This window comes from Bradyrhizobium sp. 179 (assembly GCF_023073535.1).
GTDB lineage: Bacteria > Pseudomonadota > Alphaproteobacteria > Rhizobiales > Xanthobacteraceae > Bradyrhizobium.
Map to the genome: position 1 here is coordinate 33,319 of NZ_JADPJR010000161.1, position 13,533 is coordinate 46,851.

Annotated in this window: 18 protein-coding genes; 10 read left to right on the forward strand and 8 right to left on the reverse strand. The window is 64.6% G+C overall.

Annotated features, from left to right (window positions below; genetic code table 11):
* Positions 1-70: 70 nt before the first annotated feature.
* The gene (locus tag IVB12_RS37835; RefSeq protein ID WP_247308281.1) at positions 71-457 is read right to left on the reverse strand and encodes a hypothetical protein; all 387 of its coding nucleotides are present in this window, start codon (positions 455-457) and stop codon (positions 71-73) included.
* 322 nt (positions 458-779) lie between these two features.
* Here IVB12_RS37835 and IVB12_RS37840 point away from each other — a divergent pair, with 322 nt between their 5' ends.
* The 4 genes from IVB12_RS37840 (at position 780) to IVB12_RS37855 (ending at position 3,588) form a co-directional block, all read left to right on the forward strand.
* Positions 780-1,220 carry a nuclear transport factor 2 family protein gene (locus IVB12_RS37840; RefSeq protein ID WP_247308284.1) on the forward strand — a complete coding sequence of 147 codons (441 nt, stop codon included), beginning with the start codon at positions 780-782 and terminating at the stop codon, positions 1,218-1,220.
* 254 nt (positions 1,221-1,474) lie between these two features.
* Positions 1,475-2,386 (forward strand): hypothetical protein, encoded by a 912-nt coding sequence (locus tag IVB12_RS37845; RefSeq protein WP_247308287.1) that lies wholly within the window; start codon positions 1,475-1,477, stop codon positions 2,384-2,386.
* A gap of 321 nt (positions 2,387-2,707) precedes the next feature.
* Positions 2,708-3,130 (forward strand): hypothetical protein, encoded by a 423-nt coding sequence (locus IVB12_RS37850; protein ID WP_247277532.1) that lies wholly within the window; start codon positions 2,708-2,710, stop codon positions 3,128-3,130.
* 320 nt (positions 3,131-3,450) lie between these two features.
* A complete protein-coding gene (locus IVB12_RS37855; protein WP_247277533.1) occupies positions 3,451-3,588 on the forward strand; it encodes a hypothetical protein in 138 nt (45 codons plus the stop codon).
* A gap of 37 nt (positions 3,589-3,625) precedes the next feature.
* Here the strand turns inward: IVB12_RS37855 and IVB12_RS37860 are convergent, their stop codons facing one another.
* From IVB12_RS37860 to IVB12_RS37870, 3 genes are all read right to left on the reverse strand, one after another.
* A complete protein-coding gene (locus IVB12_RS37860; RefSeq protein WP_027545961.1) occupies positions 3,626-3,772 on the reverse strand; it encodes a hypothetical protein in 147 nt (48 codons plus the stop codon).
* A 198-nt stretch (positions 3,773-3,970) separates the two neighbouring features.
* On the reverse strand, positions 3,971-4,453 hold the full coding sequence (locus IVB12_RS37865) for a MaoC family dehydratase (RefSeq protein WP_247308292.1): 483 nt from the start codon (positions 4,451-4,453) through the stop codon (positions 3,971-3,973).
* On the reverse strand, positions 4,453-4,905 hold the full coding sequence (locus IVB12_RS37870; protein ID WP_247308294.1) for a MaoC family dehydratase: 453 nt from the start codon (positions 4,903-4,905) through the stop codon (positions 4,453-4,455). The genes IVB12_RS37865 and IVB12_RS37870 overlap by 1 nt, the downstream gene beginning before the upstream one ends.
* A gap of 183 nt (positions 4,906-5,088) precedes the next feature.
* Between IVB12_RS37870 and IVB12_RS37875 the strand changes: the two genes are divergently transcribed.
* Positions 5,089-5,385 (forward strand): DUF4282 domain-containing protein, encoded by a 297-nt coding sequence (locus IVB12_RS37875; protein WP_247308298.1) that lies wholly within the window; start codon positions 5,089-5,091, stop codon positions 5,383-5,385.
* A 123-nt stretch (positions 5,386-5,508) separates the two neighbouring features.
* On the opposite strand, the gene ychF is transcribed toward IVB12_RS37875, so the two are convergent.
* The 4 genes from ychF to IVB12_RS37895 all read right to left on the reverse strand — a co-directional run bounded on the left by ychF (position 5,509) and on the right by IVB12_RS37895 (position 8,440).
* Positions 5,509-6,606: a redox-regulated ATPase YchF gene (ychF, locus tag IVB12_RS37880; RefSeq protein ID WP_247308301.1), complete on the reverse strand. Its 1,098-nt coding sequence runs from the start codon at positions 6,604-6,606 to the stop codon at positions 5,509-5,511.
* A gap of 5 nt (positions 6,607-6,611) precedes the next feature.
* Positions 6,612-7,217 carry an aminoacyl-tRNA hydrolase gene (gene pth, locus IVB12_RS37885; RefSeq protein WP_247308304.1) on the reverse strand — a complete coding sequence of 202 codons (606 nt, stop codon included), beginning with the start codon at positions 7,215-7,217 and terminating at the stop codon, positions 6,612-6,614.
* A gap of 58 nt (positions 7,218-7,275) precedes the next feature.
* Positions 7,276-7,998: a 50S ribosomal protein L25/general stress protein Ctc gene (locus IVB12_RS37890; protein ID WP_247308307.1), complete on the reverse strand. Its 723-nt coding sequence runs from the start codon at positions 7,996-7,998 to the stop codon at positions 7,276-7,278.
* 181 nt (positions 7,999-8,179) lie between these two features.
* On the reverse strand, positions 8,180-8,440 hold the full coding sequence (locus IVB12_RS37895) for an accessory factor UbiK family protein (RefSeq protein WP_247308310.1): 261 nt from the start codon (positions 8,438-8,440) through the stop codon (positions 8,180-8,182).
* Positions 8,441-8,638: 198 nt separating this feature from the next.
* Between IVB12_RS37895 and lgt the strand changes: the two genes are divergently transcribed.
* The 5 genes from lgt (at position 8,639) to IVB12_RS37920 (ending at position 13,251) form a co-directional block, all read left to right on the forward strand.
* Positions 8,639-9,484 carry a prolipoprotein diacylglyceryl transferase gene (gene lgt / locus IVB12_RS37900; protein WP_247308313.1) on the forward strand — a complete coding sequence of 282 codons (846 nt, stop codon included), beginning with the start codon at positions 8,639-8,641 and terminating at the stop codon, positions 9,482-9,484.
* 21 nt (positions 9,485-9,505) lie between these two features.
* Positions 9,506-10,624, forward strand: coding sequence for an SAM-dependent methyltransferase (locus IVB12_RS37905; RefSeq protein WP_247308316.1), 1,119 nt, complete (start codon positions 9,506-9,508; stop codon positions 10,622-10,624).
* A complete protein-coding gene (gene pgeF / locus IVB12_RS37910) occupies positions 10,621-11,388 on the forward strand; it encodes a peptidoglycan editing factor PgeF (RefSeq protein WP_247308319.1) in 768 nt (255 codons plus the stop codon). Before IVB12_RS37905 ends, pgeF begins: the two co-directional genes overlap by 4 nt.
* A gap of 99 nt (positions 11,389-11,487) precedes the next feature.
* Entirely contained in the window at positions 11,488-12,102 is a 615-nt protein-coding gene (locus IVB12_RS37915; RefSeq protein WP_247308322.1) for a hypothetical protein, read from the forward strand.
* 195 nt (positions 12,103-12,297) lie between these two features.
* A complete protein-coding gene (locus IVB12_RS37920; protein WP_247308325.1) occupies positions 12,298-13,251 on the forward strand; it encodes a ribose-phosphate pyrophosphokinase in 954 nt (317 codons plus the stop codon).
* Positions 13,252-13,533: the final 282 nt, after the last annotated feature.

The following is a 13,533-nucleotide window of genomic DNA, read 5'->3' on the forward strand; positions in this document are numbered from 1 at the left end:
GCTGATCGCAATGGATTCCGGCCTCGCCCGGTTTGCGGGCTCCGGAATGACGGGAGCGATAGCCCGCTCCTCACCCGACGCTCGACGTCACCACCGCCATTACCGACAGCAGCAGCACAATGGTCACGAGCTGGAGCGAGGCCACGGGCTGGGTGCGCCAGGCCGTGATCTTGCCGGCAAGCGACAGATGGGCCTCGAAGAATTTCGGCTCGTAGACGGTTTTGAAGAAGGCGGGGAAGCTCGGGCCGAAGGTCACTGCGAGCAGCGCGTGGACGAGCGAGGCGACAGCGACGAAGATGGCGACGCCGGGGTCGCCGACGAGATCGTGGTCGCCGACGAGTTTGAGCAGGAAAGCGGCGGCGGCGAAGGTCGGGAAGCTCTGGAGCGTCGCGGTCAGCGCGAGCCCTTCGATCGCGTTGTGCAGGCGGGACTTTCTGGCGGTGGCGATGGCGGCCATGACACGTCTCCCTGATGATATGGGATGACGTTAGGCGCGATGGTGGAGGGGTGATGTGAGACGGGTCACGCGGCCCTTCCCCCGCTATTGTCCGCTGAAGCGGGCGTCCGCGATCCCAGGAACCTCACCGGCAAGCACCGGGAAATTGCGGAACTCTATTGCAAATCTCACAAGTCGCGTTCAATGGTGCATTGCGAAAACGTGAATTGCGTTTTGGCCGAAATCCCGTAGTTTATTTGTATACGAACGAGCTGAGCCCCGGCACCTTACTGTGCATGGGGTTGTTTTCCGTTTTTTGCAAGCCAGCTTCAGGACAGCCCAAATGACAGAGCACAGCCTCTGGCGTTTCTCGCGCGCGTTGCACCGCGCGATCAACGACCGGCAGTTCAGGGATATCGAGACCCTGATCGACGAGGACGTCGAGTGGGCCCTGTACGGCCCGATCGACATGTTTCCGTTCCTTGGCGCGCGCCAGGGCAAGGACGCCGTGCTCGACGTCATCCGCCAGCTCGCCGACAATTTCCACGTTCGCCGCTTCGACCGCGAGAGCATCATGCTCGGCGTTGATTCAGCCGCCTCGATGCTGCGCTATTCGCTGACGGCGCTCGATTCCAACAAGCCGATCAGCTTGCGCGTCGCGCAGTTCGCCCAGTTCAGGGCGGGAAAGCTCACCAGCATGCGGGTGCTGATCGACACGTTCGACCTGGTCGAGCAGGCACTCGGCCGCGCCATTCATCTGCCGAAGATGAGCCGCGCCGGCTGAGGGGGACGCCAACGGGTCCCGCTGCTCGGGACCGATGACGACGCTCACATGACGCCCTGGCCTCCAGCCCCGCCGGATGCCGTCGTGAGTTCGTCGTCGGGCGCGCGCCTTTCGCGCGGCCCGTTGGTTCGTTATTCGAGGCGAGCCGCCACAATTTCGCGACGATGGATCACCATCTGTCGCGCGGAATGGCGCACGGCCGAAGGCCGATATATGTTATTGGAAAGCGTGCGCTGGGGTTCGCGGGCAGGGCGATGGAATTCTCGATAGGGTTTGGCCGGACTAGGCTGCCGTTGCTGGCGGCCGCATTCATTCTGGGCTCGGTGCTGACGGTCTCGGCACAGACCATTCCATCCGCGACGATCGCGCCTGACGATGAGGCCGAGACCGAGGCGGCGCGGGCCCCCGACATCGATGACCCCGACGTGCTCAAAGGCATCGACGTCGACAAGCTCGACTGGAGCCAGCTCGCGGTCGATGCCGGCACTGGCATTGACTCCATGGCCGCCAAGAAGCGCGCCCAGGCCGCGGCCAAGGACGGCCTGGCCTGGTCGTCGAACCCCAATGCAAACGGCTCCTCGGCGGTAACGGTGAAGCAATCGGTGTTCTCGTTCTGGGACACGCGGATCGGCGCCGACATGACGCTGACGAGCGAGCCGCGGACGATGTCCGAGCTGCTGGCGCAGAAGGCCACCAATGGCGGCAGCCTGCCGCAATCCTCCGGCAGCGCCTGGGCGGCGGCGACAGCGCCGGGCGCGGCCTCGATCTGGGACAAGACCGCGGTGGAAGCCCGGGTCGATCCCGGCAGCGAACACAGCAAGATCGGGGCCTCGTTGACCAAGTCGATGCCGCTGTCGGGCGACACCTCGCTGACGCTCCAGAACGGCTACAGCGTCAACCAGCAGGGCACAACCGCCGTCCCCGGCATCGGCGGCCACGTTACGCGAAATTACGAGACCGATCAGACCGCGAAGATCACCCTCACCGACACGGGCACCAGCATTACCGCCGGCCAGACGCTGTCGACCACCGACGACAAATGGCTGCGCAAGTTCGGCGCCGAGCAAAAGCTGTTCGACAACGTCACCGTCTCCGGCTCGGTCGGCGAGACCTCGCAAGGCGCGATCAACAAGAGCCTGACGGCCGGTTTCAAGAAGAGCTGGTAGGGCGAGCCTCCACTCTCCCCCTCATCCTGAGGGCGCTCCGAAGGAGCGCGTCTCGAAGGATCGAGGCCTCGCTGCTACAGCGGGGCCTGCATGATTCGAGACGCGCGCGAAGGGCGCGCTCCTCACCATGAGGGGATGGTCTGCCGTCGCGGTTCCCTATTCACACTCTCGTAACCATACGCCACGGCAAAACCCCCGAATGGTCCGCCCTTGCCGCATCTCGGCCAATATGCGGTCAAAATCGGACGCCCTAGTCGCCAAAATAGACGTCGTCGTGCGGGGGACACTCGCGCCGCGCTCAACGCGAACAGGGGAATAACGATGAACGCCATGCGTCCGGAAAAGACCGAAACCACCGAGACCGAGACGGTCGACACCAACCTCGCCGCCGTGACCGAGGTCGAGGCCGGCATCCGCGATTTCGTCCGCAACGACATCGCCTATCTGCGCCGTCCGGCATCGACGACCACCGACGCGCCGCCGCTCGACCCGAGCGCCGAAGCCACCGTCAACAACGTCAACTCGCTGATCCAGCGCGTCGCCGGCACCTCGCTGGCCGAGATCGAGAACCTGATCTCCGAGCTCGAGAGCCTGCGCGACCTGCTCCATGCCGAAGGCCAACGCGTCCAGCGCGAGATCTCCGGCTACGCCCAGCTCAGCCAGGCCGCGATGAAGTCGACCCGCATGATCGCCGACAACGTCGCGCAGTGGAAGCGCGCCGCCGACGGCCTGCGCAACAGCTGACCAGTTAGCCTTAGGCCTCACCGGCCGCCGCGTTCCCGGAAGGGAGCGCGGCGGTTTTGGTTCATGGGGCATGTGATAGGTGCGCACACGCGCCCACACGATAGGTGTCATCGCCCGCGAAGGCAGGCGATCCAGTACTCCGAGACAGTGCCAGGATACGTAGGGGCCGCGGCGTACTGGATGCCCCGCCTTCGCGGGGCACGACAGGGAGGATGTGGCAGCACGGGCGTGACAGCGTAGGTGTTTGAACCCTCGATCCTTCCCCAGCGACCAATGCCAAGCGTCGATGGCCGTCTTACGGCCTAGCGGGGGGACATGTCATGGAAAGCATTCGGCCCGATAACACGGACCCTATATCGCTGCGGCCCGCACCGAATCAGCTCGGCACGATCATGCTGCGTTTCGTCGGATTGCTGGTGGTTGCGGTCGCGGTGCTGGCGTTCGTCTACAGCCGCTGACGCGGGGCCGGAGGCGGCCCCGACAATTAACGAACTCTTACCGAGCGGCTTCCACGGTCGAGGCTTCCAGGGTGTAGGCGCCATCGGCATAGCCCTTCACCACCATGCCGGCGACCAGCATCACGGCCAGCGTCGCGGTCGCGAAGATGAATCCGACAAACTTGAGTGCGCCGCGATCTGCCATGGTCCTCGTCCCCTGTCCTCTGCCCATTCGTTTCAAATAGACAGCGACAGGTTCATAATTAGTTAGCAACTCACTGGTTCCGCCAAACTGCTTCACGGTAACCATGTTGCGGAGGCTTATGACAGCCACTCCGAATCGCGTCCATAGCGCGCGGGCAACACTCGCGCACTCAATTGGACCGTTCATCCTGGAACAGATCTAGCCACGGTTCGCGCGCATCGGCACAAAGGCCGAGGCGGTGATGGAATAGACCTCCTGGCCGCGCTGGTTGGTGCCGGTGGTGCGGGCCGTCAGAATGCCCCAGCCGGGACGCGAGGCGGAGGTGCGCTTGTCGATGACGACGGTGACGTAGGCGACCGTGTCGCCGGCAAGCACCGGCCTGATCCAGCGCAGGTCGCGAAAGCCCGGCGACGGACCCCACACCGCAACTTCTTCGCCGCGCGAGGCGGCTTCCCGCGCCAAGCGCTGGCCGTCGGCGACCAGCAGGCTCATGCAGGCCGAGCCGACATGCCAGCCGGAGGCGGCGAGCCCGCCGAACAGCGAGTTCTTGCCTTCCTCCTCGTCGAGGTGGAAGCGCTGCGGGTCGAACTTGGCGGCGAAGCTCTTGATGGACTCCGCCGTGAACGTATAGGTGCCGATCTCGCGGCGCTGGCCGATCTCGATGTCCTCGAAGAATCGCATCACGCCGTCCCCTCGCGCCGCTTGATCAGGATCGGCGAGGTCATCTCGGCGAGCGCCTGCCCCGCCGCGTTGCGCACGGTGCATTTGAACTTGACGATGCCGAGCTCCGGGCGAGTTTTCGAGGTGCGCGCCTCCACGACGTCGACGTCGAGCATGAGGTCGTCGCCAGGCCGGAGCGGAGACAACCAGCGCACCTCGTCGACGCCGGGCGAGCCGAGCGAAGCCGCGCGCGTAATAAAACCATCGGCCATCATCCGCATCATCAGCGAACAGAGATGCCAGCCCGAACCGGACAGGCCGCGCAGCATGCTTCTCGCCGCGGCCTCCTCATCGAGGTGCATCGGCTGCGGATCGAACTCGGCAGCAAAGGCCAAAATCTCGTCGCGAGTGACATGGCGCGGGCCGAACGTTCCGAACCGCCCGGGCGGGAAATCTTCGAAGGTCAGGGTCATCTTGGGACTGGTTCGCGGAAATGACAGATTGTGGCCGCACTTTGCGGCAATCTCAACCCGCGGGCCCGCATGGCTCGTGCTACATTCGATGCAGCGGGGTTGGTCGTGAGTCGGATCAGCCGAAAGTCAGGATCATTTAGCAAGGCCGGATCTAGCAAAAGCCGCGTTGCCCTGGGGAGAGCGATGTTTTCATTCAGCGACCTGTTTCAGTGGGACCGCTTCATCACACCGACGATCATCAAGACCTTCTACTGGCTGGTAATCGCGCTGATCTGCCTGTTCGGCCTCTCCGGCGTCTTCTCCGGTTTGGCTGCGATGGCGATCAGTCCGTTCGGCGGCTTCCTGGTGCTGCTGTCCTCGATCGCGAGCGTCGTCGTCGGCGTGGTGTTCTCGCGCATCCTCGCCGAGCTGATCCTGATCGTCTTCCGCATCAACGAGCATCTCGGCGCGATCAGGGACCAGGGCGGCGGGATGCGGTGAGGCGTGCGCAAGATGCCGTAGGGTGGGCAAAGCGAAGCGTGCCCACCACTTCCATCGCGATCTTGGATAGATGGTGAGCACGGCGCGTCGCGCCTTTGCCCGCCCTACGAGACCGTCGAAGCCCTACGTATTAAACCTGAAATGCATCACGTCGCCGTCGGCGACGACGTATTCCTTGCCTTCGAGCCGAAGCTTGCCGGCATCGCGCGCGCCGGCTTCGCCGCCGAGGGCGACGTAATCCTCATACGCGATGGTCTCGGCGCGAATGAAACCCTTTTCGAAATCGGTGTGGATCACGCCGGCCGCCGCCGGCGCCTTGGTGCCGCGATGGATGGTCCAGGCGCGCGCTTCCTTCGGCCCCACGGTGAAATAGGTGATGAGGTCGAGAAGCCGGTAGCCGGCGCGGATCAGGCGGTCGAGACCGGCTTCTTCGAGACCCAACGTCTCCAGGAAGTCGGCGCGTTCGTCCCGCGAGATGGTCGCGATCTCCGACTCGATCTTGGCGGAAATGACGACGGCGACGGCGCCCTCCTTGGCGGCCTGCTCCTCGACTGCCTTGGAGAACGAATTGCCCGTTGCGGCCGAGCCTTCCTCGACGTTGCAGACGTAGAGCACCGGCTTTGATGAGAGCAGCCCCAGCATGGAGAAGGCGCGCTCCTCCTCGGCCTTGCGCTCGACGAGGCGGGCGGGCTTGCCGTCGCGCAGCAGCACCAGGGTGCGGTTGACGAGGTCGAGCTGCTCCTTGGCGTCCTTGTCGTTGCCCTTGGCTTTCTTGGAGAGGTTGTCGACACGCTTCTCCAGGCTGTCGAGGTCGGCGAGCATCAGCTCGGTCTCGATGGTCTCGATGTCGGCGAGCGGGGCGATCTTGCCCTCGACGTGGGTGATGTCGGAATCCTCAAAGCAGCGCACCACATGCGCGATGGCGTCGACCTCGCGGATGTTGGCGAGGAACTGGTTGCCGAGGCCCTCGCCCTTAGACGCGCCTCGCACGAGGCCCGCGATGTCGACGAAGGTCAGCCGGGTCGGAATGATCTGACCCGATTTGGCGATGGCGGCGAGCTTCTCAAGCCGCGGATCGGGCACGGCAACCTCGCCGACATTCGGCTCGATGGTGCAGAACGGATAGTTCGCGGCCTGCGCCGCGGCCGTCTCGGTCAGCGCATTGAACAAGGTCGACTTGCCGACATTCGGCAATCCGACGATCCCGCATTTGAATCCCACGAGCGTTATTCCTTGCCGTTGTCGTCCTTGGTCAAAAATCCCTTTGCCTGCATGGCAAGGTGCACCCTGTTGGCGAAGGTCGCGTCGGTGCCCTCGGCAAGCAGCGGGGCGTGCTCGGCGACTGCTTCGCAGAGCGTCGCCACCCATTCGTTGTCGCTCTTGGCGAAGTCCGACAGCACGTGGCCGTGCACCAGCTCCTTGACGCCGGGATGTCCGATGCCGAGCCGCACCCTGCGATACTCGTTGCCGATATGCGCCGAGATCGAACGCAGGCCGTTGTGCCCGGCAATGCCGCCCCCGATCTTCACCCGCACCTTGCCCGGCGGCAATTCGAGCTCGTCATGGAACACGGTGACGTCGCGCAGCGCGATCTTGAAGAAGCCTGCCGCCTCCTGCACGCTGCGGCCGGAATCGTTCATGTAGGTCGTGGGCTTGAGCAGGATCACGCGCTCTGGTCCGAGCGTGCCTTCCGAGGTCTCGCCCTGAAAGCGGCGGCGCCATGGCGCAAAGCCATGACGCCGCGCGATCTCGTCCACGGCCATGAAGCCGATATTGTGCCGGTTACGTGCGTATTTCGCGCCGGGATTGCCGAGCCCAACAAAGAGTCGCATGACGCGGCGCGCCCCTCGCTCGGCGCGCGATCAAAGACCGCGCGCCAGCTTTGAGAGATTACTTCTTCTTGTCGCCGCCGGCCGGAGCCTTGGCAGCCGCTGCCGGAGCAGGAGCACCCGCAGCCGGCGCAGCCGCCGCCGGAGCAGCAGCACCCGCGGCCGGAGCCGCACCACCCGCCGCAGCCGCAGCTGCCGCCTTCTGCTCTTCGGCGTAGCCCGACGGCGGCACGATGGTGACGAGGGTCGCGTCCTCGCGGGTCAGCGCCTTCACGCCGGCCGGCAGCTTGACGTCCGACAGATGCAGCGAGTGACCGATTTCAAGCGAACCGACGTCAGCCTCGATATATTGCGGGATGCTCTCGACACCGCATTCGAGCTCGATCGCATGGGCGACGATGTTGACGGTGCCGCCGCGCTTCACGCCGGGCGAGCCTTCTGCCTTCACCACGTGCAGCGGAACGCTGATGCGGATGGTGGCGCCTTCGCCCAGCCGCATGAAATCGACATGGACCGGGAAGTCCTTGACCGGGTCGAGGTGATAGTCGCGCGGAATCACGCGGTGCTTCTTGCCCTCGAGGTCGATGTCGACCAGCGTGGTCAGGAACCGGCCCGCGAGGATGCGCTGACGCAATTCGCGATCTTCGATCGAGATCGTCACCGGGGGCTGGTTGTTGCCGTAGATCACTCCGGGCACTCTGCCGGCGCGACGCTCAGCCCGGGCGGCCCCCTTGCCGCTCTTCGGACGTGCGGTCGCCTTCAATTCCTTGACGGTCGTCGCCATGTCATTAAGTCCTTGTTTTTGCAAAAGTTAATGGGCCGCAGCGCGGCCCATGGCAGCATCCGCAGCAAGCCTCCAGGGGTGCGGGGGCTGCAGACGTGGCGGGCTTTTACCCGGAAGATGCGGAAATGACAAGGAGAATGGGGTGCCATCCTCCCTGGAGGGGAGGGTAAGAGCGCGTGCCTTACGTCGGCGTTCCGCCGAACTTGGCCTCCAGCGCCGCGATCCTAGCCTTCAGCGCTTCGTTCTCCTCGCGGGCGAGGCGGGCCATCTCCTTGACCGCCTCGAACTCCTCGCGCTTGACCAGATCCATGTCGCGCAGGAATTTTTCCGCCTGGGTGCGCACCACCGTGTCGAACTCGCGCTTGACGCCCTGGGCGGCACCGGCAGCGTCATTCATCAGGCGGCCGATCTCGTCGAAAAACCGGTTGCTGGTCTGGGTCATGGCTGCCTCCGATGAACTTGGCGCGAACTCTGCGAAACACAATGGCAATCCGATGGGGCCGGTTCAAGGGCCGAGCGGGGGCATCCTTGTCATGCCCCGGTTTCCTTGCAATCGTATTCAACGTCCCTGCATAACAAGAATCACTGGGCGTCTGCTGGCGCTCGATCGCCGCAATCTCGTTCAGCCATAGAAGGCGCGATGCCCTTTCTGCTCATCGACTTTCCCGCCTTCAAGCCGATCGCCCTCGAGATCGGTCCGTTCGCGATCCGCTGGTATGCGCTGGCCTATATCTGCGGCATCGTGTTCGGCTGGCTCTATGCGAGGTCGCTCCTCAAAAACCAGCGTCTGTGGGGCGGACCCGCACCGATCTCGCTACTCCAGATCGACGATTTCATCCTCTGGGTCACGCTCGGCATCATCCTGGGCGGCCGCACCGGCTACGTGCTGTTCTATAATCTGCCCTTCTTCATCGACCATCCCGCCGCGATCTTCAAATTGTGGGAGGGCGGCATGTCCTTCCATGGCGGCTTCCTCGGCTGCGTCGTCGCGGTCATGTTGTTTGCTTATCGCAACGGCATCTCGATCCTGTCGCTCGGCGACATCACCACCGCGGTCGCCCCGGTCGGGCTGCTGCTCGGACGCATCGCCAATTTCATCAATGGCGAATTGTGGGGCCGCGCTACGGATGCGAGCCTGCCTTGGGCGATGATCTTCCCCAACGATCCCACACAGCTGCCGCGCCATCCGAGCCAGCTCTACGAGGCCGGCATGGAAGGCATCCTGTTGTTCGCGGTGCTCGCGATCATGATCCGCTTCGGTGCCCTGAAGCGGCCCGGCATGATCCTCGGCGCCTTTATCCTGATCTATGGTCTGACCCGGATCGCCGGCGAACATTTTCGCGAGCCGGACGCCCAGCTCGGCTTCCTCTGGGGCGGGTTAACCATGGGCATGCTGTTGTCGATCCCGATGCTTATCGTCGGCACCATACTTATTGTATGGGCAGTCAGGCGCGGCGCGCCGAAGCCCATCGAGGCCATTCGTTAATTCATTCCGAGAACATGGATCGTGACCGACTCGCCGCTACTCAACGAGATCAAGGCGCTGATCAAATCCTCAGGCCCGATGCCGGTCTGGCGCTACATGGAATTGTGCCTGATGCATCCGCGCTACGGCTATTACGTCTCGCGCGATCCGCTCGGGCGTGAGGGCGATTTCACCACCGCCCCCGAGGTCAGCCAGATGTTCGGCGAGCTCTTGGGACTGTGGGCCGCCTCGGTGTGGAAGCAGATGGGCTCGCCGCAATTTTTGCGGCTGATCGAGCTCGGCCCCGGCCGCGGCACCATGATGGCGGACGCGCTGCGCGCATTGCGCGTGCTACCGCCGCTCTACCAGGCGCTCCACATCCACATGATCGAGGTCAATCCGGTGCTGCGCGAGCGGCAGAGTGCGACGCTGGCGAACGTGCGCAACATCGCCTGGCACGACAGCATCGACGAGGTGCCGGAAGGCCCCAGCATCATCCTCGCCAACGAATATTTCGACGTGCTGCCGATCCATCAGATGGTCCGCTACGAGAACGGCTGGCACGAGCGCGTGATCGAGATCGATCCCAATGGAAAACTTCAGTTCGGCGCCGCGCCCGAGCCGACGCCGCGCTTCAACGTGCTGCTGCCGCCCTTGGTGCGCGCCGCGCCGGTCGGCGCCGTGTTCGAATGGCGGCCCGACAGCGAGATCATGAAGCTCGCCACGCGCGTGCGCGACCAGGACGGCGCGGCGCTGATCATCGACTACGGCCATTTGCGCAGCGATGCCGGCGATACGTTTCAGGCGATCGCGCGCCACAGCTTCACCGATCCCTTGAAGGCCCCGGGCCAAGCCGACGTCACCGCCCACGTCGACTTCCAGGCGCTGGCGCGTGCGGCCGAGGATGTCGGGGCCCGCGTGCACGGGCCGGTGACGCAGGGCGACTTCCTCAAGCGCATCGGCATTGAGACCCGCGCGGCGGCGCTGATGCAGAAGGCTACGCCCGACGTCGCAACCGACATTTCGGTGGCGCTCAAGCGCCTGACCGATACGGGGCGCGGCGGCATGGGCTCGATGTTCAAGGTGCTCGGCATCTCCGAGCCAGGTTTGACCGGTCTTGCCGGTCTCAGCGATCTCGAACGCGCCGGAGAAGCCTCATGACGCTCGCCTCGTCGCTGCTGTCAGCCGTGCCCGGCCTGCGTCATGCCTTCTTCACCCGCGAGGGCGGCGTCTCCAGCGGCATCTATTCCGCGCTGAACGGCGGGCTCGGCTCCAACGACGATCAGGCCCACGTCGCCGAAAACCGCCGTCGCATGGCCGAGCATGTCGGCGTCGCACCGGAACGTTTTCTCAGCCTGCACCAGATCCATTCGCCCGATGTGCTCGTCGTAGATCGCGCGTGGCCAAACGGGCCGCGGCCGAAGGGCGATGCGCTTGTCACCAAGACACCCGGGATTGCGCTCGGCATCTCCACCGCCGATTGCGGGCCGGTGCTATTCGTCGACCCCAATGCGCGCGTGATCGGCGGTGCGCATGCCGGCTGGAAGGGCGCGCTATCAGGCGTGCTGGAAGCAACGATCTCGGCGATGGAGAAACTCGGCGCCACGCGCGACGGCATCATCGCGGCGATCGGCCCCTTGATCCGGCAGGAGAGCTACGAAGTCGGCAACGAGTTCGTGGCGCGTTTTATCGAGGCGGATGCGGACAATGCGATGTTCTTCATCCCGTCGGCACGCGAGGGCCACGCGATGTTCGATCTCGCCGGCTTCATCCGGACGCGGCTGGAAGCCGCCGGCATCCTGATGGTCGACGATCTCGGTCTCGACACCTATGCCGATGAGCGCTTCTTCAGCTACCGCCGCTCGGTGCATCGCAAGGAGCCGGACTACGGCCGCCACATTCACGCCATCGCGCTCGAAGCGTGAACACAAGAGCAACACGCTGTATCCCGGGAATGACGGCGCTGTTTGTGGGTAGCCTGCCCTAGACCTTAATCGATTTTAACGATATCGCTGCCCTCCATAATGAGGGAAGCGTCATCTTTTCTGCGTCGCGCGGGCTCGCGCGTGCTGGCGGTCATGCTGCTGGCGGTTGCGACCATGCTTGCCGGCTGCGCCGGCGGGAACGCGCCGAGCAATTCCTATGCGATGGCGCCGAACGGTGGCTCCGGCGCAACGGTCGCCTTCGAATCGATCGACGGGCCGCCGCCGCAGGTGTTCGACCGCATGGTCGGTGTGCTCGACAGCGAATCCAAGCTGCGCAGCCTGTCCGTCGTATCCCGCGAGGGCACGGCGGCCTATCGCGTGCGCAGCTATCTCTCGGCTCAAATCGTGCGCGGCAAGACCATGATTGCATGGGTCTGGGACGTCTACGACGCCAACCAGCAGCGGGCGCTGCGCCTCTCCGGCGAGGAACCCACGTCCGCCAAGGCCGGTCGCGACCCCTGGGGCGCTGCCGACGACCTGGTGCTGCGAAAGATCGCCCAGGCCGGATTCAGCGGACTTTCCAACATGATCAACGGGACGCAGGACGCCCCAAGCGCAGCTCCAGGCCTGCGGGGACCGGCCGTGGCGACCATCATTCCGGTCGCGCCCGCGCCGGACATGGCGGCCACGGCGCTCGGCTATGCCGAGCCATAACCCCCGCTAAACCACGGGCCCAAGTTACGGCCAAACCGTTGGCCCGACTCAGGATTTTCGAAGGGAAAACGTAGCGTCCCGGGTTGCCATTCGAGCCCCCGGCCTGATATTTCCTCGCCCGTCGTAACCGTGCTTCCAATGGGTATTCGTAGGATGTTGAAGGTCGTATCCAGCAAAGCGCGGGAGGAAGCGTCCATGTCGGCCAAAAACGGCTCCATCAAGCTCGTCGCCGGCAACTCCAATCCGGCTCTGGCGCAGGCCATTGCGCAGGGCCTCGACCTGCCGCTGACCAAGGCGGTGGTGCGGCGCTTCGCCGACATGGAGATCTTCGTCGAGATCCAGGAGAACGTCCGCGGCTCGGATGCCTTCGTCATCCAGTCGACCTCGTTCCCAGCGAACGACCATCTGATGGAGCTCCTGATCATCACCGACGCGCTGCGCCGCTCCTCGGCGCGCCGCATCACCGCGGTGCTGCCCTATTTCGGCTACGCCCGGCAGGACCGCAAATCGGGTTCGCGCACGCCGATCTCGGCCAAGCTCGTGGCCAATCTGATTACGCAGGCGGGCGTCGACCGCGTCATGACGCTCGACCTGCATGCCGGCCAGATTCAGGGCTTCTTCGACATCCCGACAGACAACCTTTACGCGGCGCCGCTGATGGTGCGCGACATCAAGGAGAAGTTCGATCTCTCCAAGGTGATGGTGATCTCGCCCGACGTCGGCGGCGTGGCCCGCGCGCGCGGCCTCGCCAAGCGCATCAACACCCCGCTCGCGATCGTCGACAAGCGCCGCGAGCGTCCGGGCGAGTCCGAGGTCATGAACGTGATCGGCGACGTCGCCGGCCACACCTGTATCTTGGTCGACGACATCGTCGATTCCGGCGGCACGCTGGTGAATGCGGCCGACGCGCTGATCGCCAAGGGCGCCAAGGACGTCTACGCCTACATCACCCACGGCGTGCTCTCCGGCGGCGCGGCCGCCCGCATCTCCGGCTCCAGGCTGAAGGAGTTGGTGATCACCGACTCGATCCTGCCGACCGAGGCGGTGACCAAGGCGCCGAACATCCGCACGCTGCCGATCGCCAGCCTGATCTCCGACGCGATCGCGCGCACGGCCGCCGAAGAGTCGGTGTCGAGCCTGTTCGACTGAGTCTTTATTGTCATTCCGAGGCGGCGCGTCAGCGCCGAACCCGGAATCTCGAGATTCTCAGGTGCGCAATTGCGCACCGTAGTTCTCGCTTCGCGAGCCCCGGAATGACTTCAGTCTCGTAGCAACCATTAAGTGGCGGCAGTTTTTTGCTCCGCCCGGATGGTCTGCGCCTGCCATGATGACGCCGTGCTCGCGTCCGTCAAGGCGTGGCCTGGCAACAGACCACGTGAGGTTCGAGCGAGCGACGGCCATCCTTGACGGACGCTGCGCGCGACGTCATGA